Genomic DNA, 18,536 nt, shown 5'->3' with positions numbered 1-18,536 from the left:
AGGCAATAAACCCGTCGGATTATATCAATTTCCATGTTGTGTGCAGTCTATAAAAGTCGCAAAAAAGCCGAGACCTATCTCTTTATTGAAAGAAGAGAGGATTTCTCCCGGGTGCCAGAGGCACTGATGAGTACCTTCGGTCGTCCCGAGCTGGTATTGATGACCAAGCTCGATCCCGCCAAGCCCCTGGGGATCGCCTCGACCGAGCGGGTGATGGAGGCGCTCAAGCGGCAAGGCTTCTATCTGCAGGTCCCGCCGCCGCCGGAGAATCTGCTGGAACAGCACAAGGCACAATTAAAGGCCTCGTCCTGATGAGAGGGCGGCTGGCGCTGTTATTGCTAAGCGGCATATTAAGCATGCCGCTGCAGGCCAGCCCCGCGTTCGATGACTATGTCGTCGGGCTCAAACGAGATGCCGTGGCGGCGGGGATCCCTAGCGCCACGGTCGAGGCCGCGTTTGCCGATATCCGGATAATCGAGACGGCCATCAAGCACGACAAAAACCAGCCGGAATTCAAACTGACGCTGGATAGCTATATTCCCCGCGCCGTCCCCCAATGGAAAGTCAATCAGGCGAGAGTGTTATATCGCCAACATCTGCCGCTGCTCACGAAAATAGGCCATCAATATGGGGTGCAACCCCGTTTTATTGTCGCCCTGTGGGGAATCGAAACCAATTTCGGCAAATTGACCGGTAATTTCCCCCTGATATCTTCCCTGGCGACTCTGGCCTGGGAAGGGCGTCGAGAGGACTTTTTCAAGGGACAGCTGTTCGATGCGCTGCGCATCATAGAGCAGGGGCACGTGACTCCCGCCACCTTCAAGGGCTCCTGGGCCGGTGCCATGGGGCAGGTGCAGTTCATGCCCTCGTCCTTCCTCAAATACGCGGTCGATCAGGATGGGGATGGCAGGAAGGATCTGTGGGGCAATCTCGCCGATGTGTTTGGTTCGGCTGCCAATTATCTGCATCAGAACGGCTGGCGGGGCGATGAGACCTGGGGGCGGCGGGTGAGGGTGCCAGCGAGCCTGGACCGAGCCTTGCTCGGGCTGGAGCAGAGCAAGTCGCTCGCACAGTGGCAGGCACTCGGGGTTCGCCAGCAGGATGGCTCTCCCTTGCCCAAGGTCAAGATGCAGGCCTCGCTCATTCGGCCGGACGACGTACATGGCCGCAGTTATCTGGCCTATGACAATTATCGGGTACTGCGTCACTGGAATCGCTCACCCTATTTCGTGGTGGCGGTCGGGACCCTCGCCGATCGTATCGTGGAATAACGGCGTCGGCCCGATGCCGTTTCCTCTGAAATAGCCGAGGTTCGCCTCGCAATATCAGATGGAAGCTTTGAGCGGCATCATCGAAATAACAGGCAATAAAAAAGGCGGGATATCCCGCCTTTTTTACATGTCACCGCCGCGACTTACTCACAAGCAACCTGCATCACCTTGATGGCCAAGCCACCACGGGAGGTTTCACGGTACTTGGAGTCCATATCCTTGCCGGTGATGTACATGGTCTCGATGACCTTGTCCAGCGACACGCGTGGCTTGGAGGTGCGACGCAGCGCCATGCGCGAGGCGTTGACGGCCTTCATGGCGGCGATGGCGTTGCGCTCGATGCAGGGTACTTGCACCTGACCGGCGACCGGGTCACAGGTCAGACCCAGGTTGTGTTCCATGCCGATCTCGGCGGCTTCACACACCTGCTCCGGGCTGCCGCCCATCAGTTCGGTCAGACCGGCGGCGGCCATGGAGCAGGACACGCCCACTTCGCCCTGGCAGCCCACTTCGGCGCCGGAGATGGAGGCATTCATCTTGTAGAGCATGCCAACGGCGGCGGAGGCCAGATAGAAACGGGTGTACTCGTCGCGGCCAACCGGCTGGATGAACTTGTCGTAGTAGGCCAGCACGGCCGGGATGATGCCGGCGGCGCCGTTGGTCGGTGCAGTGACCACGCGGCCACCGGCGGCGTTCTCTTCACTCACCGCCAGGGCAAACATGTTGACCCAGTCGACAATGCTCATCGGATCGTTGGAGAGGTGCTCGTTGGTGGTCAGCTGACGGTAGAGCGGCGCGGCACGACGGGGGACGCGCAACGGGCCGGCCAGGATCCCTTCGGTGCGGCAACCGCGCTCGATCCCTTCACGCATGGTGGTCCAGATCTTGCCGAGCTTCTTGTAAATCTCTTCCGGGGTGTTGAAGCACTTCTCGTTTTCCAGCATCAAGGCGGAGACGGAGAGACCGGTCTGGCTGCAGTGGGCGAGCAGTTCGGCCGCGCTCTTGAACGGATAGCTGACGGACATGTCGCCGCTGTCGGCCTTGCCGAAGTTCTCTTCGTCGACGATGAAACCACCGCCGATGGAGTAATAGGTCTTGCTGTAGACGGCGTCGTCGTCGATGAAGGCGGTCAGCGTCATGCCGTTTTCGTGCAGCGGCAGGGCCTCGTCATGGAACACCATGGCATCGCGGGGGAAACTGACGGTGTGGCAATGCAGCCCGATCGGCAGGCGGCCGGTCTGCTCGACCCGGGAGATGAACTCGGGGATGCCGTCGATGTCGACATTTTCCGGCAGGTTGCCGGCCAGACCCATGATGATGGCGGTATCGGTATGGTGGCCTTTACCGGTCCAGGAGAGGGAGCCATAGACGTCGACCTGGATCCGGGTGATGTCACGGATCTTGCCGCCTGCACGCAGTTCATCCACGAACTGCTTGGCTGCTTTCATCGGGCCGACAGTGTGGGAAGAGGAGGGGCCAACACCGATTTTGAAGATATCAAAAACGCTGATCATGTAACAATTACCTCAGGGTAGAAGGGGGCGCCATGCCCGCTCGCAGAAAGGGGGGTGATCCATGGGACGAGTCTGTCGTCGCAAAGGCCGATGAACCAGCTAACCGCAGTGTAACGGCTCAAGGCTTAAAAAAAGTTGAAACAGATCTATTTTTGTTGAAAAACTGGCGCGAGTATAAAATTTATTTTGATAGTTATCCAATTTGTTAAGCGAGTGGCAAACGTTTTGCGAAAAAATACCCGGACGAGCCGGGTATCTTAGTGTCAAATGCTACCGTGTTACTTCGAATTAACATTCCGTGATATTGACGGCGAGGCCACCGCGGGCGGTCTCCTTGTACTTGGTCTTCATGTCGTTGCCGGTCTCCCACATGGTCTTGATCACCTTGTCCAGCGACACCTTGTGCTCGCCGGTGCCGCGCAGGGCCAGGCGGGCGGCGTTGATCGCCTTGACCGCGCCCATGGCGTTGCGCTCGATGCAGGGCACCTGCACCAGGCCGCCGATGGGATCGCAGGTCAACCCCAAGTTGTGCTCCATGCCGATCTCGGCGGCATTCTCGACCACGGCGGGGCTGCCGCCGAGCAGCTCGGCCAGGGCCCCGGCCGCCATGGAGCAGGCAACCCCCACCTCGCCCTGACAGCCCACCTCGGCTCCCGACAGGGAGGCGTTCTTCTTGTAGAGAATGCCGATGGCGGCGGCGGTGAGGAAGTAGTGCAGCAGCAGATCGTCATCCACCTTGCGCACGAAGCGATCGTAATAATGCAGCACGGCCGGAATGATGCCGGCGGCGCCATTGGTCGGCGCCGTGACCACCCGGCCACCGGCGGCGTTCTCTTCGTTGACGGCCAGGGCGAACAGGTCGACCCATTCCATCACCATCAAAGGATCCTTGTTGAAGTTGGTCTCGCCGTTGAGCTGGCGATAGAGGGCCGGGGCACGGCGCCTCACCTTGAGGCCGCCCGGCAAGATGCCCTCGCTGCGACAGCCGCGCTCGACACAGCCCTGCATCGCCTGCCAGATCTTGCGCAGACCCGCTTTTATCTCCTCTTCACTGCGAAACACCTTCTCGTTGGCCAGCATCAGCCCGGAGATGGAGAGGCCGCTCTCCTGGCAGTGGGCCAGCAGTTGGGCACCGCTCTCGAATGGATAGGGGACGGGGTGGGCCGCATCGAAGCGGGCGGCTTCCTCCTTGGCATTGGCGAAATGGCTCTCCTCGATGATGAAGCCACCGCCGATGGAGTAGTAAGTCTGCTCAAACAGCAGGTCGTTGCCCGCGAAGGCGCGCAGGGTCATGCCGTTGGAGTGGGCGGGCAGGGTCTTGCGCCGGTTGAAGATGATGGCGCCAACCCGGGGAAACAGGCTGGGGCGCTCCCCGCGCAGGAGCAGGGATTGACTGTGCTCCACCTGATTGAGGAAGTCCGGGATCCCCTCAATATCGACGGATTCCGGCTCGAACCCGGCCAACCCCAGGATGATCGCCTTGCCGGTGCCGTGGCCCTTGCCGGTCTGGCCAAGCGACCCGTAGCACTCGACCACGACCCGCTCGGTCTGGGTGAGCAGATCGGCCTGCTTGAGAACATTGACGAAGGCACAGGCGGCCCGCATCGGCCCCACCGTGTGAGAGGACGAGGGACCTATCCCGATGGAAAACAGGTCGAAGACGCTGATCATGACGTCACTCCGATGATGGGTTTTGTATCAACATTGTATTTTTTGTTGTAAGCGATGAACAGAGGAGAAGCGGTGGCTTGTGATGGCGGTGTGGAAATGGGGGAGATGAACTGACAAAAAGAGCCATGAGTGCCGGTATTGGCGCCTCATGGCTCGGGATTGTTCGGGATCAGTCGAGAAACTCGCACAGATAGGCGGTCGGTGTCTTGACGGCCAGCTTGAAGGAAGAGTCACCGGCAACCTCGAAGGATTGACCCTGGCCATAGGTGCGCCATTCGTCTTCATCGGCCAGCTGGATGGTGAGGGCTCCCTTGATCACCGTCATCCGCTCGGGGGCGGCGGTGTTGAACAGGTAGTCGCCTGCATCCATCACACCGACGGTGGCTTTCTCGCCCTTCTGCTCGAAACCGATGGATTTAACATTCCCGTCAAAATACTCGTTAACTTTCAGCATCTTTTCCTCCCTGTATGCACGTTTTCCGAGCCAACGTAGCACACTTTTTTGGCTGTTGTCATGGTGAAATAGGGAAAAACGGCTTTGCTTCTTATGAGTCTTGATTTTATAGGGGAAATGCTAAATTCATCGTATTCAGGAATCATAATGTTAAACGGCAAATAAATATGAGATAAAGCGCGCCGCCAGCGTAATGGGGAGACTTTTTTGCGCTGGATAGTCAATAGCACTGGGAAAGTGTCAGTCGTTGCTCATTAAAGGAACATTCTGTGTTAACAAAAGGATTAATCAAAAACATTGGCTTCCAGGTCGTGGTCGCCATGGTGCTGGGGGCCCTGGCCGGGGCGTTCATGGGTGAAAACGCCACCGTCTTCGCGCCGCTCGGCACCCTCTTCATCCAGCTGATCAAGATGCTGGTGATCCCGCTGGTGGCGGTGGCCATCTTGTCGGGGGCCGCCAACCTCGGCGCCAGCCCGGCCGCAGGCAAGATAGGGGCCACTACGCTCGCCTTCTTCCTCGGCACCTCGGCGCTGGCGGTGCTGCTGGCGCTGGTGATGGGCCAAGTCTTCAAACCCGGGGTCGGGGTCGATTTTGGCTCCATGGGGGCCATGTTCTCCGGCGACTACGCCGACAAGGGAGCCCTGCCGGACGCCGTGGCCACCCTGCTCGGCATGATCCCGACCAATGTGTTCCAGTCCTTGAACGAGGCGAACATTCTGCAGATCCTGGTGTTCTGCATGTTCCTCGGCATCGCCCTGGCCAAGCAGCCTCGCGAGCGGGCCAAGCCGCTGGTAGACGGGCTCAACACCCTGGTCGATGCCTTCGTCTGGATGATCAACAAGGTGATGCTGATAGCGCCGCTCGGGGTGTTCGGCCTGATGGCCGATGCCATCGGCACCTACGGCTTCGACGTGCTGACCCTGGTGCTCAAGCTGTTCCTGGTCTATGTCGGCGCCATCCTGATCTTCGGCTTCGTGGTCTACCCGCTGCTGATCGCGGTCTTCTCCAACACGCCGGTGCGCAAGTACTTCTCGGCGATGAAGAAACCGCAGATAGTGGCGTTCTCCACCGCCTCGTCCATGGCGACCCTGCCGGTCAACATGGAGACCTGCGAGCAGGAGCTGAAGGTGACCAACGCCACCGCCTCCTTCGTGCTGCCGCTTGGCGCCACCATCAACATGAGTGGCAACGCCATCTATTACGGTCTGGTCGCGATCTTCTTCGCCCAGGTCTACAACATCGATCTCAGCATGGGGGCCTGGGTGGCCATCATCCTGACCTCAACCCTGGGCGCCATCGGCCAGGCCGGCGTGCCGGGGCCGAGCTTCCTGGTGGTGGCCGTGCTGCTGGCAGCCGGGATCCCCATCGAGGGCTTGCCGCTGTTGTTTGCGCTGGATCGCTTGTTCGACATGATCCGTACCGCCCTCAACATCACCGGTGATGCGGCCTGTGCCATCATCGTCGATCGCTACAGCCCGGATTACGATCCGGATCGCTGGAGCAAGGAAGCCCGATAAGGCGCCATCGGCGCCAAGGTGAATGCAAAAGAGGGAAGCGAATGCTTCCCTCTTTTCGTTGGTGCACGTAGCACTTCTCATTATCCCGCTGTGGTGGAGAACCGCGCTTTCGGGCAATCAGGGCGTCAGCTGGACCAGGGCTTGCTGGCAGCGCTGCTCGGCGGCTTCCAGCTCCAGCAAGACCATCTTGATATCCTCCAACTGCTGTTGCAGCGTCTCCCGCTTGTCGGCCACCAGCCCCAGCATGGTCTGCAACTGGGTACGGCTGCTCTTGTCCGCGTCATAGAGATCGAACAGCTCGCGAATGTCCGCGAGGCTGAACCCCAGCCGCTTGCCACGCAGGGTCAGCTTGAGGCGCACCTTGTCCTGTCGGCTGTAGATGCGGGTCTGGCCCTGACGGGTCGGATTCAGCAGCCCCTGATCCTCATAGAAACGGATACTGCGGGTGGTCACATCAAATTCACGGGCCAGCTCGCTGATGCTGAAGGTCCGGGCGTCATCCTTGGATCTGGTCATAGGGTTATCTTGGCCGTCATCTCGATTGTCAAGGCAGGCTGGCACCTTACCCAAACGTCAACTTCCCCGCAAGTCTTGTTCCGATCCCGGCGAGGGCATATGTTATCTCCATGTAACAAAAGGAGCGGGTGACGAATGGACATAGTAATAGTGGCGGCCAAGCGTACTCCCATGGGGGCCTTCCTGGGCGCCCTGAGCAGTCTGAGTGCGCCCGAGCTCGGCGCCTGCGCCATCAGGGAGGCCATGGCGGCGGCCGGGCTTGCGGGGGATCGGGTCGACGAGGTCTACATAGGCAATGTGCTGAGCGCCGGGCTCGGGCAGGCACCGGCCCGTCAGGCGGCGCTGAAGGCCGGTTTACCCGACAGCGTGCCCTGCACCACCATCAACAAGGTGTGTGGCTCGGGCATGAAGGCGGTGATGCTGGCCGCGGACAGCCTGCGCCTCGGCGAGGCCGAGGTGGTGGTGGCCGGCGGGATGGAGAGCATGAGCCGGGCTCCCTATCTGCTCGACAAGGCACGCAGCGGCCTTCGTATGGGCCATCAGACGGTGCTGGATCACATGTTCCTCGACGGCCTGCAGGATGCCTACGAGGGACAGCTGATGGGACATTACGCCCAGCTGAGTGCGGATCGGGCCGGCCTGACCCGGGCCGACATGGATGCCTATGCGCTCGCCTCCCTCGATCGGGCCCTGGCGGCCCAGCGCAGCGGCGCCTTCGAGGCCGAGCTCGCTCCGCTGACGGTGGGAGAACGATTGTTGCTGGCCGAGGATGAACAGCCCGCCAACGCCAGGCCCGACAAGATACCCACACTCAAGCCCGCGTTTAGCAAGACCGGCACCATCACCGCCGCCAATGCCAGCTCCATCTCCGATGGGGCGGCGGCGCTGGTGCTGATGCGGGCCGAGACCGCTGCCCGCTTGGGGCTGCCGGTGCTGGCGCGGCTGGTGGGTTATCAGAGCCACGCCGCCCTGCCGGCGGAGTTCACCAGTGCCCCCGTCGGCGCCATCCACAAGTTGTTGGCACGGGTGGGCTGGTCGGTGGAGGAAGTGGACCTGTTCGAGGTGAACGAGGCCTTCGCCATGGTCAGCATGCTGGCGATGTCAGGCTGCCAGATCCCTCACGCCAAGCTGAACGTGAATGGGGGTGCCTGTGCCCTGGGCCATCCCCTCGGCGCCAGCGGCGCCCGCATCCTGGTGACCCTCATCCATGCCCTGCGCGCCCGTGGCCTGCGGCGAGGGGTGGCGAGCCTCTGCATCGGGGGCGGGGAGGCCACCGCGATGGCCGTCGAGCTGGACTGAGGCCCAGGCCCAATGCCGGCGTTGCCCGATGGTGCGCCGGCGCATGATTCCCTTCTTTATCTTCCCTCTCTATTCCGATGACCCGGAGGCCGCACTGGCCGCCGCCGGGCCATCCTTGCTCATCAAGGCCTAGTTGGCGTCTCCGGGCGGCCCGTTACCCGCTTGTCATAAGGGGCGAGTCAACGCTCAGGTGCATCGATAAGTTGCGCCGAAAAGCCCGATTATGGCCGGGAAAAGAGGCTTATTTGCCTCTATTCAGCCGGCATTAAGTTTGGCGGCCAATTTCGGGACTGGTCTGATTTGTGGCAACGAAGAGGCTCCCTACTATGCGCATCTATTTTTGTCGCTCTTGCGTTGACGCCGATGACTCAGGGCACTGTTGCATCGCGTAGCCCAGGCCGCCGTGATGATCATCGCCCGCTATGGGCGCGTAAACGAGAACCTTTGATGACCACCCATTTCAAGCTCAGCCTCCTTGCCAGCGCACTGGCACTGCTCGCGACCAATGCCTCCGCCTCTGGCTTCCAGATCAACGAACACTCCGCCTCCGGCCTCGGCCGCGCCTTCGCGGGTGAAGGGGCCATCGCCGACAACGCGTCCGTGCTGGGCCGCAACCCGGCCGCCATGATGATGTTCGACAAGACCGCCGTCTCCATGGCTGCCACCATGGTGGATCCGGATTACAGCGTGGACGGGAACTTTGTCACCGATCTGCCGGGCAACAGGCTGGACTCCAGCACTGCTGCCAGCCATGGCAACGCCGGTCCCAATGCCGTGGTGCCCGCCGCCTATATGATCCACCCCATCAACGAGCAGTGGGCCGTCGGCTTTGCCATGATGACCAACTATGGCCTCGGCACCCGCTTCGATGACAGTTTCGGTGCCGGCAGCAATCCAGCCGCCGGCTTGCTGGCGGGTGAGACCTCGCTGATGAGCGTCAACCTGAACCCGAACGTGGCCTACCGCATCAACGAGCAGTGGAGCGTCGGTGCCGGTATCAACTACACCATCGCCACCGGTTATGTGGACAGAGTCAATCCCAATGGAAACCCCAATGGTGCCCACAATACCCTGGCCAACTTCGATGGCGCCGGCAACGGCTGGGGCTGGAACGTCGGCGGCCTGTTCGAGATCAACCAGGATAACCGCCTGGCGCTGACCTACCGATCCGAGATCGACGTGGAGCTGGAGGGGGATTACACCGGCGCCGTGGGTGCACCCGGTTACCAGGCCGAGGCCACGGTGGATGTCCCCATGCCCGCCATTGCCGAGTTCTCCGGCTACCACCGCCTGAACCCGCAATTTGCCCTGCACTACTCGGTGATGTGGACCGACTGGAGCGCATTTGAAAAGCTGGAGGCGACCAGCGCACAGTGCAACCTGCCGGGCGGCGTCTGCCTGAGCAAGAATGAGCAGTTGCAAGATGCGATGCGCTACGCGGTCGGTGCGACCTGGTATGTGAACCCGCAGTGGGAGGCGCGAGTCGGCGTCGCCTATGACGAATCCGCCGTGCAGAGCGAGCACGCCACCATCAGCCTGCCGGATGCAAACAAGTGGTGGTACAGCGCCGGGGCGACCTACCGTTTCGATGAGACCAAGAGCATCGACGTTGGCCTGACCTACATCAACGGCGAAGCGGGTGAGGTGAAGGAAGGAGTCCACAGCAACGACCCGGGCCAGCCGTTCTACTTCGAGGGCAACAACGAAGGCAATGCCTTCCTGGCCTCGGTCCAGTTCAACATGCTGTTCTAAGCTTCTCTCGCCGCCAGACACCAAAAACGCCCCTCTCGAGGGGCGTTTTTTTATGGTATTTGCCGTGACTGTTACGCAGGCGTGCCCCGGATGGCGAGCATCCACAGCACCTTTATTTGTGAAGGACTTTTTCAATCAAGTGCTTGAGTGACGGCTCATGGTGCATCACCAGCAGCTGATCCGGGTGGCTGGTGGTCTGCTGAACCATCTGCGGCCGGCTGAAGAAGAAACCCTGAAACAGTGCGACTCCCAGTGCCTTCATCCGTTCAAACTCCGCCTTGTTTTCCACCTTCTCGGCGAGATAGGTGAGCGGCAGGTGACGGTGGCTCTCGATGAAGGCCTCGATGCTGGCGAGGGGCGTGGCCCTCAGGTCGAACTTGATGATGTGGACATAGGGCAGGAAACGGTCCCAGGTCGTGGAAAGAGTGAAATCATCCAGTGCCATGCGATAACCCAGTTGATTCAGCTGTATCACCTTGGCAAGCAGCGCATCGTCCGGCTCGGCATCTTCCAGGATCTCGATGATCACCTTGTCCTGGGGCAGGCATTCGGCCAACCCGTCGAGCAGCAGGGAATGAGGGAAGTTGATGAAGCAGGGGTGTCCGTCCAGCAGTTGATCGATGTTCTGCTGCAAAAACTGTTCGGCCACCAGTCGGGCGGTGGCCTGTTGCGCCGAGATGAGGGGAAACACATTATCCAGGCTGTCGCGAAAAAGCAGCTCATAGGCATGGGTCTTCAACTCCCGATCCAGGATGGGCTGCCTTGCTACGTAGGAATACATTCATCTCTCCAGCATGAGTGCTGGCTTGATTCTATGGTGAAGCGGATCACTATGCCAGTGCTGACCGGCGCCCAAGGGTCAACAACTGGCATAGCATCTGGCGGGGAAATCGGTGATTTAGAACAGATAATTGAGCTGCAGGCCGGCCAGCCAGGCGTCCCCTTCCGAGGTGCCCTGGAAGCTGGAACTGGTCTGCGGCACGCCGGGTTTGAGCTGCATGGTCTCGGTCACATCCACCTTCTTGCCATCGAGCAGGGTGAGCCCGAAGTCCAGCGACAGGTTGCGATCCAGCTGATAGCCAACCCCGGCGCTGTACCAGATCCGGTCCGAATCCGGGATGGAGATAGTGCGGCGTTCGGCGGGGACCGGGCTGCGATCATAGGCAATGCCGGAGCGCAGCTGCCACTTGGGGGCCAGCTGGTAGGTCAGGCCGAGGGCGTAGCGCCAGCTGTCTTCCCAGTGCTCGTCCTTGATGTGCATGGTGCCATAGTGATCGAGCTCGGCCTCGAGCTGGGTGAACTTGCTCCAGTTGGTCCAGTTGATGCTCGAATGCAGCGCCAGGGCCGGTGTCAGCTGATGGAAGAGGGCGAGCTCCGCGGTGGCGGGCAGCGGCAGATCCAGGCTGCCGGTGTCGGTGAAGGTACGCCCCTGCAGATCGGTGCCGATGGCGTCGCCGGACAGGGTCAGGGTCACATCGTGACGGTAGGAGAGACCGATGCGGGTCGCCTGTGACAGCTCCAGCAGGGCACCCAGATTCCAGCCGAGGGCCCAGCCATCCCCTTTGAGGTGCTTGGCTATCTTGTTGTTGGAAGGGAAGGTGCCGCCCACTTCTCCCTCGCCCTGGATGGCGGACAAGCCAGCTCCCAGGCTCCACAGCTCGTTGATGCGATAGGCCAGAGAGACGCCGAGATCCATGGTCTTGATGTCGGAGACATTGCCGAAGTGGCCGGCGTTGTAGTTGTCCGGCATCTGCACGCCGAGACCGTAGTAGGAGGTGGCCGCCAGTCCCAGCCACCAGCGCTCGTTGAGCGGCATGATGAGATAGGCATTGGGCACCCAGGCATCCCCCGCGATGTCGTAGGCGCTCGCGTCCAGGCTCACCGGCCCCGTGGCAGTCGGTACCCGGGTGTTGCCCTCGATGTTGACGTCGGGGTGGATGTGGATGACGCCACCGGAGAAGGCCGTGCGTTCGAAACGGGTCATGGCGGCGACGTTGCGCGACAGCACGCTGGCGTTGTCGGCGATGGCCGCTTCCCCGGCGAAGGCGCGCCCCATGCCGGTTGCCGATTGCTCCGCCAGCTGAAAACCGGCCGCCTGGGTCTGGCTCGACACCAGCAGCAGGGCGATGAGGGAGGGCTTCATGTTCGAATGCATTGCTTTTCCTTGGGATGAACTTGGGGTTCATTCTGTTATTTGGTTGGGGGCGGGATTTTATATGGTATGACCAGCAAGGCAACAGGGGTGGGGTGGCTTGGGCCAAAACGGGATTAAATGCTGGAGGGATAGGGGCTAACAGGCTGATAAAAAACGAAAAGAGTACAGTTGTTTGCTACAGCTGTGCGCTGAAATGGCGATTCGGTATAAAAAAAGAGCGCCCAAGGGCGCTCTGTTTGCTAACGGGTAAATCAGAATTTCATGTTGAACTGGGCAGAGGCCAGGAAGGCGTTGCCGTGGGAGGTGCCCTTCCAGCGAACCGGATCGGTGTGACTGGTCAGGCCTTCGTTCACGTCCACTTCCTTGCCATCCAGGTAGGCCATGCCGAAATCGACGCTCATGTCCTGATCGATGTGGTAGGTGGCGCCAGCGCTGTACCAGACACGGTCGGAATCCGGGATGCTCAGGCTGCGGTATTCCGGCTCGATCGGGCTGTTGTCATAGGCGAAGCCGATGCGGGCTTCCCAGGCCGGGTTGATGTACCAGGTACCGCCCAAGGCGTAACGGGTAGAGTCCTTGAACTTCTCGTCTTTTTGCAGACAGACACCGCCAGCACAGGAGTTGCTGGTGGCCTTGAGCTCCTGGAAGGCGCTCCAGTCGGTCCAGTTGACGGAGTAGTGCACCGCGAACTGCTGGTTCAGACGGTGGTAACCGGCAAACTCGGCCTGGGCCGGCAGATCCAGTTTCAGGTTGCCATCGACGGTCTTGTAGCCGGAGGTCAGGCCTTTGAAGTCGCCGTCAAAGCTCAGGTCCACCTGGGAGCGATAGGTCAGCGCCAGGCGGTTGTTGTCGTTGATCTCGTACAGGGTGCCGACGTTCCAGCCAAAGCCCCAGGTATCACCCTTGAGGTGTGCGATGGCGGTGTCGCTGTTATGCACGATACCGCTCTTGGCGGTCAGACCCGGTGCCAGGGCACCGGCATAGCGGTTCAGCTCGGCCTGGGCATAGACGGCGTTGATACCGGCGCCGATGCTGAAGTTGGAGTTGATGCGATAGGCGATGTTGGGGTTGATGTTGAAGGTCAACAGGTCGGTATCACCGGCACCGGCGCCAGCCGGGAAGGTCTTGGAGTATTCGGTGGCCAGACCGTAGTTGGAGAACAGCCCCAGGCCCCAGGCCCACTGATCGTTCAGCGGCTGGATGAAATAAGTCGCCGGTACGAAGGCATCCGGTGCTATGTCGCTCTCGCTGGAGGAGGCCAGCTTGGTGGGGCCGGCATAGATGTCACCCGCCACATCCACATCGGGCTTGATATAGGTGCCGGAAACAGACAGTGCCATCTTGTCAAAGGTGGTCATGGCGGCCGGGTTGCGAGCCAGTACGGACGCGTTGTCCGCGATGGCCGCTTCCCCTGCATAGGCGCGACCCAGACCGGAGGCCGAGTGCTCGTTCAGCTGGAAGGCAGCAGCAAAGGTCTGGGTACTGACCAGGGTCACGGCCGCGGCGATCAGGCTTTTCTTGAAAAAGGCAGTTGTCATAGTGTTCTCTCTTGTAAGCAGATTTTCTGTCGATATCACGGCTCTTTGGCCGCTATACACGACAAGATCTGTTGTTATGTAAGCTTCTTCCCATTCACTTCTGGCGTGATTCTATGGATCTGGTAGGAGGTAAGAAATCAGACCAGTGACAGCAGAATACATAAAAGTTTCCATTGTGTTAATCATTTGTTTTAACTTGCCGTTTTAATAGCCAAAATCATCCATTATTGGGTAATTAATGTACTGAGGGTGCTGTATGAGTCAGTGAAATAAATTCAGGGGGCTGGCGTGGAAAATCGGGCAATGAGCGGGGAATATCGCGCTATTTGAAATGAACAGGCAGACAACGGGTTTGTCTGCCTGTGGTGTGGAGGGGGGTAAAGCTCAGTCAGCCAGGGTTAAGATCTGTTAAATGGACCAGTGCAGACGGGACGCCAATTGCCGTGCCACCGGGGCAAGCTGCTCCTGCATATCACCGATCAGCACCATGTTGGCACCCTTGAGCGACAGGATCTCCCCCTTGAGCTGGCCATCTGCAAAATCAGGCTGGATCTTGAGGGGCACGTGCTTGGGCACCAGGAACAGGGAGACAGGTCCCATCTTGCCCTGCAGCACCATGTGCAGGGCCGGCCCCTGATAGAAGGCGCAATGATTGACATAGGTTACCTTCATGCCCGGCATGCCCATCAGGGTGGCGCCGTATTTCCCCATCTTGGCGTTGATGGTCTGCAGGCTGACCTGTTCATCGACCCCCTTGATGAAGGGCTCCTCCCCATAGACATGGGCCATGGCGACCTGGGCGAGGGACGCCTCGTCCGGCGCCGTCAGCGGCCAGCTCACCCAGCGGGTACTCATGCCGAGCAAGAAGGCGATCGAGGCCGCCATGGCGAGGGGACGCCATCCGGTGCGTACCGGCGGGGGCGACAGCGGCACCACTTCATCCTCGTCAGGTTCCACCGCCTGTCTGAGCAGGATGCGTTCGGCCAGGCCCGCCGGCACCTCGACCTCGAGGATGCGGTGCAACTGGCGATCCAGTTGCTTCATCTCGTCCAGATGATTGCGATTGGCGGGGGACGCCTGCGCCGCCTCGAGAAAGGCAGGATCTGCATCCGTTGGATGGGCGATGGCCCTGCGGCGAAACTCAAGCTCATCCATTTGTGTGTCCTCTTCGTTGTGCCGCTGACTCCATGGCCTCTTTGATCTGGTTGCGTGCCCGAAACAGCCGGGTCATGACGGTGTTCTTGTTCAACCCCAGCTGCTCGGCGATCTCCTCGCCGCTAAATCCCCCTAGCACCTGCAGCAACAGCGGCTCCTGATACTCGGCGGGCAGCCTGGCGATGTGGCGTCTGAGCCATTCGTGCTCCATCTCCTGTTCATTGTGCAGGGCCCCCGGATCGCTCAGTGGATGCTCATCGAGACTGATGAGATCGAACTGCTTGCGCTCGAAGCGACGGGCATTCTCCCGCCTGAGGATGGTGATGAGCCAAGCCTTGGCGGCCTTGTCGTCCAGCAGGGCGTCGATGGACTTCCAGGCGCGCAAGAAGGTCTCCTGCACCAGATCCTCGGCTACCTGCGGATCCCGGCACAGCCAGTAGGCGTAGCGATAGATGTCTGCGTGCAGGGCGTGCACCAGGGCTTCGTACTTGGTTTGTTTGTCTGCCATATCCCCATAGACCGGCGTGGCCCCGGGATCCTTTCCCGTTCCTGAGCCTTTTTTTCTGAAAAAACCTAACGCCATGATTGGGCTTCCTTTTTATTCGGGGTCGCTGGCCGTGAGCTCAAGGGCGCAGCCACGCCAGTATCCTGAGACCAGAGGCTATTGCAACAGTATCGAAGGCGCACAACGCCTTGGCGAGCCTCTGCCAGTCGGTCGGATTTTCTGCCGCGCAAGTCGGGGAGAAGCAGGCCCGATCCAGGCTGTCGAGCAGGCCCCCGATGGCGGGGTTGCGATGACAGGGCAGGCTGGCAAGGTGCTGGTGGGTGGCTCCCCAGCGCAGATCGGCCCAGCTCAGCAGGGCCCACCGCGCGGGATCCGGCTCTCCTTGCGCAAGGGTGCGTTGCAGGCGGTAGAAAGCCAGCCAGCGGAATCCACCCTGCCACAGGGCGCGCAACAGCAAGGCCAGCAACACCCAGTGCAGGCTCTCCCCCGCAGGTTCTGGCTCCTGCCCGGATGAGAGAGGCGCGGCCTCGAACAGCAGCGTCTGTGCCGGCAGGCGGGCATGCTCGATGCGCCCGGTCCGGGTATTGAACCAGGGCAGATCCACGGCGGGCAACGGATAGTGGCCCGGCACCTCGGCGCTCAAGGCCTGGCGCCACTGGCGCTCGAAGCGCAGCGCCCCCTTGGCCACGAAGCGCTCCTCCTGTTGCTCGCCATCCGGCCTTGCCAGCAAGCCCGCCGGCAGCCTGGACTGCGCCGGCCTTGGCAAGCGGCTGCCGTCTCCCCCTTCCATCACCAGCGTCAGGGTACGGATCACCGGCTCCCCAACCCTGGCTCCCGTGGCCGGGCTGAGCTGCTGGCGCAGGGTCAGCATGCTCGCCACCGGCTCCACCGGCGCCTTGTCCACCTTCACGTACTGGGTGGCGGCCCTGGCGGAGAGGCTGTCACTGATGCCGTCAGTCATGGGCAGGCGCCCCTGAAAGCGGGGAGACTCCAGTGGATGGAGTCCCGGCTCTCTGGCCTGCAGCAGCCATTTGCGAGTCAGCCGGCCAGGCATGCCGGGATCGGCGGGGGATTCCCACTGATCGTTACCGAGGCGGCGAATGATGAAGCCAGTGCCGACCGGTTCGCTGAGGTTGGGGGCCTCCAGGTTGGCGGGCAGCCAGAGGCTGAGTTGGTAGATGAAAGGCTGCCCGGGATAGAGCGGTCCCTGATGCAGCACGCTGGCCTGCAATTCGATGGGGGAGAGGGTGGGTGCTGCCTTGGGCTGCTGCGGCTCACCGTGCTCGGGCAGCGGCAGTGGCGGCGTCCATTCGGTACCGAGCGCGAGGGCGGGCACCTGACTGGCGTCGCTTGCCGCACGGTGCAGCGGGATCTGCCAGCGGGTGAGGCTGCGTACCTCGGTGGTGACGCGGCTTAATGTCACCCGGCCCACCGCGAACTGGCGCAGCAAGGGGGTGAGGACGAGCTCATCGCCGCGCAGTTGCCCGTCGGCTTCGATGATGAGCAGCCAGTCGTCGTCGCTCGGCCCCGGCAGCAGTTCGGCTCGCGGCGACGCGGCCAGTGCCTGGCTCGCCATCACAGCACAGAGCAGCAGAAGGAGCAGCCGCTGGCCGAGGCCACCGATGTGTTGGCGCGAATCGAAGATCACCAGGGTCCCTCCGGCTTGGAGGATAAGGCATCCGGTTGGTCTGCCAGGGCGCGGCGCTGAGCCTCCTTGCGCAGTCGCTGCTCGAGCAGCAGCACCGGTGGCGCCGGAGGCTGCGGGCTTTCCGGTGCGGCTGCCGGCGGCTGAGTTTCCGAGGGCTTGGACACGTCGCCGGACTGGGGTTGCTGCGAGGCGCTTTGCGGCGGCGTGCGCAGCAGGGCCAGATTGAAGAGCGCATCCTCGTGGCCGGGCTCGAGCGCGAGGGCGGCCAGATAGGCCTGCTCGGCGGCCGCGAGCGAACCTAACCGTACCAGCGCATTGCCCCTGTTGTAGTGGGCGGTGGGGCTGTTGACGCGAGCATAGGCCGAGACAGCCCGGGGGTAGTCGCCAGCCCTGTACCAGGCATTGCCCTGCCAGACGGGATCCTGAAAATCGCGGGCGGCCGCAAGATAGTCTCCCTGCCGGTAGGCCTGCCAGGCCTGTTGCTCCTGCAAGGAAGGGTCAGACAGGCGCACGCTGGCCTGCAATGGCGGCGAGTTGAGAAGGCCCATCCCCACCCCGAGCAAGAGCAGCCAGTGCGCCCCGAGACGGGCCAGCAGCGCTAGCTGCAGCAAGGGGAGCAGCAGCCAGGGTCCGAGATCCCGGGACTGATCCGTGGTCAGCGTCTGGCTCATGGGCAGGGGGGCAAACCTTGGCAACCCGGCCTGCACCCACTGCAGATCTCCCCCCAGACGGGTCGCGAGCTGCTGTATGGCCGCCCCATCGGGGGCCGGCAGCCTGCGTCCAAGGGCGCTGCCGAGCCCTTGCCGGGCCTCGGGGGCGGGCGGCAGCTCGGTGGCCTTGCCCCCGTTGGCCAGCAGGATGTCGAGGCGAGGCGCCGCCGATTGACGACAAAACAGCGTGCTCTGGCAGGGCCACTGCTCGGCAATGCCCTCGATCTGGGTCGGTGAGAGCCCGTCGGTGACGAGCAGCAGCCGTGCGCTCTGGCCTGCGGGGATCTGCGCAAGGGCCAGTGCGACGGCACGCTCGGGGGCACTGCCACGGTGTGAGGTCAGCTGCGGCATGATGGCCGGGCGCAAGTCCGGCAGCAGCAACGAGATGGCCTGATGATCCCGACTGGGGGGCATGGCGAGATAGGCATCGCCGGCGAACAGGATGAGCGCGATGGGGCGTCGCTCCTGGCCTGTACTCGTGCTGGAGGCTGCATCCAGCATGTCTTGCAGCAACAGCCGTACCCGGGTTGCCCGATCCGGCGGCAGATCGCCGGCCCGCATGGAATCGGAAAGATCCAGCAGCCAGATATCGAGGGCGGGGCTGTCGATGGGCTGACTCTGCTGGCGCAGTGCCGGGCCGCAGAGGGCCAGTATCAGGGGCAGGCAGGCGAGCCAGAGCCAGGGGATGGCGCGGCTCTGACCCGGCAGCAGATAGGCCTGCATGGCGGGGGCGAGCAGGGAGGGCTGGCGGCGACGGCGCCACCCCTGCCACAGCCAGGGCAGCAGGGCCAGCAGCCAGAGTGGGCGCAGCAGCATCAACTCCATGGCGAA

Annotated in this window: 15 protein-coding genes and 1 pseudogene; 5 read left to right on the top strand and 11 right to left on the bottom strand. The window is 61.7% G+C overall.

Annotated elements, in window-relative coordinates:
• The first annotated feature begins 33 nt into the window (after window positions 1-33).
• A complete protein-coding gene (locus ACZ9IL_RS07350; protein ID WP_476002929.1) occupies window positions 34-312 on the top strand; it encodes a YcgL domain-containing protein in 279 nt (92 codons plus the stop codon).
• Window positions 312-1,271: a lytic murein transglycosylase gene (locus ACZ9IL_RS07345; protein WP_476002928.1), complete on the top strand. Its 960-nt coding sequence runs from the start codon at window positions 312-314 to the stop codon at window positions 1,269-1,271. Before ACZ9IL_RS07350 ends, ACZ9IL_RS07345 begins: the two co-directional genes overlap by 1 nt.
• Before the next feature lie 143 nt (window positions 1,272-1,414).
• On the opposite strand, the gene ACZ9IL_RS07340 is transcribed toward ACZ9IL_RS07345, so the two are convergent.
• From ACZ9IL_RS07340 to ppnP, 3 genes are all read right to left on the bottom strand, one after another.
• The gene (locus ACZ9IL_RS07340; protein WP_476002927.1) at window positions 1,415-2,785 is read right to left on the bottom strand and encodes an L-serine ammonia-lyase; all 1,371 of its coding nucleotides are present in this window, start codon (window positions 2,783-2,785) and stop codon (window positions 1,415-1,417) included.
• A 288-nt stretch (window positions 2,786-3,073) separates the two neighbouring features.
• Window positions 3,074-4,456, bottom strand: a complete 1,383-nt coding sequence (locus ACZ9IL_RS07335) for an L-serine ammonia-lyase (protein ID WP_476002926.1) — start codon at window positions 4,454-4,456, stop codon at window positions 3,074-3,076.
• A 169-nt stretch (window positions 4,457-4,625) separates the two neighbouring features.
• The gene (ppnP, locus tag ACZ9IL_RS07330) at window positions 4,626-4,910 is read right to left on the bottom strand and encodes a pyrimidine/purine nucleoside phosphorylase (protein WP_476002925.1); all 285 of its coding nucleotides are present in this window, start codon (window positions 4,908-4,910) and stop codon (window positions 4,626-4,628) included.
• Window positions 4,911-5,179: 269 nt separating this feature from the next.
• On the opposite strand from ppnP, the gene ACZ9IL_RS07325 reads away from it, so the two are divergent.
• Window positions 5,180-6,427: a dicarboxylate/amino acid:cation symporter gene (locus tag ACZ9IL_RS07325; protein WP_476002924.1), complete on the top strand. Its 1,248-nt coding sequence runs from the start codon at window positions 5,180-5,182 to the stop codon at window positions 6,425-6,427.
• 117 nt (window positions 6,428-6,544) lie between these two features.
• On the opposite strand, the gene ACZ9IL_RS07320 is transcribed toward ACZ9IL_RS07325, so the two are convergent.
• The gene (locus tag ACZ9IL_RS07320; RefSeq protein WP_476002923.1) at window positions 6,545-6,943 is read right to left on the bottom strand and encodes a MerR family transcriptional regulator; all 399 of its coding nucleotides are present in this window, start codon (window positions 6,941-6,943) and stop codon (window positions 6,545-6,547) included.
• 135 nt (window positions 6,944-7,078) lie between these two features.
• Here ACZ9IL_RS07320 and ACZ9IL_RS07315 point away from each other — a divergent pair, with 135 nt between their 5' ends.
• Window positions 7,079-8,242 (top strand): thiolase family protein, encoded by a 1,164-nt coding sequence (locus ACZ9IL_RS07315; protein WP_476002922.1) that lies wholly within the window; start codon window positions 7,079-7,081, stop codon window positions 8,240-8,242.
• A 447-nt stretch (window positions 8,243-8,689) separates the two neighbouring features.
• The gene (locus ACZ9IL_RS07310) at window positions 8,690-9,994 is read left to right on the top strand and encodes an outer membrane protein transport protein (RefSeq protein WP_476002921.1); all 1,305 of its coding nucleotides are present in this window, start codon (window positions 8,690-8,692) and stop codon (window positions 9,992-9,994) included.
• Between the two features lie 163 nt (window positions 9,995-10,157).
• Here the strand turns inward: ACZ9IL_RS07310 and ACZ9IL_RS07305 are convergent.
• The 7 genes and pseudogenes from ACZ9IL_RS07305 to ACZ9IL_RS07275 form a co-directional block, all read right to left on the bottom strand.
• Window positions 10,158-10,775 (bottom strand): annotated as a pseudogene (locus tag ACZ9IL_RS07305) (EAL and HDOD domain-containing protein); the annotation flags it as partial.
• 117 nt (window positions 10,776-10,892) lie between these two features.
• Window positions 10,893-12,149: an OmpP1/FadL family transporter gene (locus tag ACZ9IL_RS07300; protein ID WP_476002920.1), complete on the bottom strand. Its 1,257-nt coding sequence runs from the start codon at window positions 12,147-12,149 to the stop codon at window positions 10,893-10,895.
• A gap of 251 nt (window positions 12,150-12,400) precedes the next feature.
• Window positions 12,401-13,687, bottom strand: coding sequence for an outer membrane protein transport protein (locus ACZ9IL_RS07295; RefSeq protein WP_476002919.1), 1,287 nt, complete (start codon window positions 13,685-13,687; stop codon window positions 12,401-12,403).
• A gap of 408 nt (window positions 13,688-14,095) precedes the next feature.
• Window positions 14,096-14,842 carry a DUF3379 domain-containing protein gene (locus tag ACZ9IL_RS07290; protein ID WP_476002918.1) on the bottom strand — a complete coding sequence of 249 codons (747 nt, stop codon included), beginning with the start codon at window positions 14,840-14,842 and terminating at the stop codon, window positions 14,096-14,098.
• A complete protein-coding gene (locus ACZ9IL_RS07285; RefSeq protein WP_476002917.1) occupies window positions 14,835-15,425 on the bottom strand; it encodes a sigma-70 family RNA polymerase sigma factor in 591 nt (196 codons plus the stop codon). Before ACZ9IL_RS07285 ends, ACZ9IL_RS07290 begins: the two co-directional genes overlap by 8 nt.
• 40 nt (window positions 15,426-15,465) lie before the next feature.
• Window positions 15,466-16,923 carry a BatD family protein gene (locus ACZ9IL_RS07280; RefSeq protein WP_476005314.1) on the bottom strand — a complete coding sequence of 486 codons (1,458 nt, stop codon included), beginning with the start codon at window positions 16,921-16,923 and terminating at the stop codon, window positions 15,466-15,468.
• Window positions 16,924-16,991: 68 nt separating this feature from the next.
• Window positions 16,992-18,530 (bottom strand): tetratricopeptide repeat protein, encoded by a 1,539-nt coding sequence (locus ACZ9IL_RS07275; protein ID WP_476002916.1) that lies wholly within the window; start codon window positions 18,528-18,530, stop codon window positions 16,992-16,994.
• Window positions 18,531-18,536: the final 6 nt, after the last annotated feature.

It is taken from the genome of Aeromonas sp. TECH754, assembly GCF_056279295.1.
The sequence above is the reverse complement of the archived record's forward strand: the minus strand, read 5'-3'. Positions and strand labels throughout refer to the sequence as shown.

Coding starts and splice junctions, on each gene's coding strand:
- ACZ9IL_RS07350 (WP_476002929.1), top strand. CDS start 34: ATGTTGTGTGCAGTCTATAAAAGTCGCAAAAAAGCCGAGACCTATCTC.
- ACZ9IL_RS07345 (WP_476002928.1), top strand. CDS start 312: ATGAGAGGGCGGCTGGCGCTGTTATTGCTAAGCGGCATATTAAGCATG.
- ACZ9IL_RS07340 (WP_476002927.1), bottom strand. CDS start 2,785: ATGATCAGCGTTTTTGATATCTTCAAAATCGGTGTTGGCCCCTCCTCT.
- ACZ9IL_RS07335 (WP_476002926.1), bottom strand. CDS start 4,456: ATGATCAGCGTCTTCGACCTGTTTTCCATCGGGATAGGTCCCTCGTCC.
- ppnP (WP_476002925.1), bottom strand. CDS start 4,910: ATGCTGAAAGTTAACGAGTATTTTGACGGGAATGTTAAATCCATCGGT.
- ACZ9IL_RS07320 (WP_476002923.1), bottom strand. CDS start 6,943: ATGACCAGATCCAAGGATGACGCCCGGACCTTCAGCATCAGCGAGCTG.
- ACZ9IL_RS07315 (WP_476002922.1), top strand. CDS start 7,079: ATGGACATAGTAATAGTGGCGGCCAAGCGTACTCCCATGGGGGCCTTC.
- ACZ9IL_RS07310 (WP_476002921.1), top strand. CDS start 8,690: ATGACCACCCATTTCAAGCTCAGCCTCCTTGCCAGCGCACTGGCACTG.
- ACZ9IL_RS07300 (WP_476002920.1), bottom strand. CDS start 12,149: ATGCATTCGAACATGAAGCCCTCCCTCATCGCCCTGCTGCTGGTGTCG.
- ACZ9IL_RS07295 (WP_476002919.1), bottom strand. CDS start 13,687: ATGACAACTGCCTTTTTCAAGAAAAGCCTGATCGCCGCGGCCGTGACC.
- ACZ9IL_RS07290 (WP_476002918.1), bottom strand. CDS start 14,842: ATGGATGAGCTTGAGTTTCGCCGCAGGGCCATCGCCCATCCAACGGAT.
- ACZ9IL_RS07285 (WP_476002917.1), bottom strand. CDS start 15,425: ATGGCGTTAGGTTTTTTCAGAAAAAAAGGCTCAGGAACGGGAAAGGAT.
- ACZ9IL_RS07280 (WP_476005314.1), bottom strand. CDS start 16,923: ATGGCGAGCCAGGCACTGGCCGCGTCGCCGCGAGCCGAACTGCTGCCG.
- ACZ9IL_RS07275 (WP_476002916.1), bottom strand. CDS start 18,530: ATGGAGTTGATGCTGCTGCGCCCACTCTGGCTGCTGGCCCTGCTGCCC.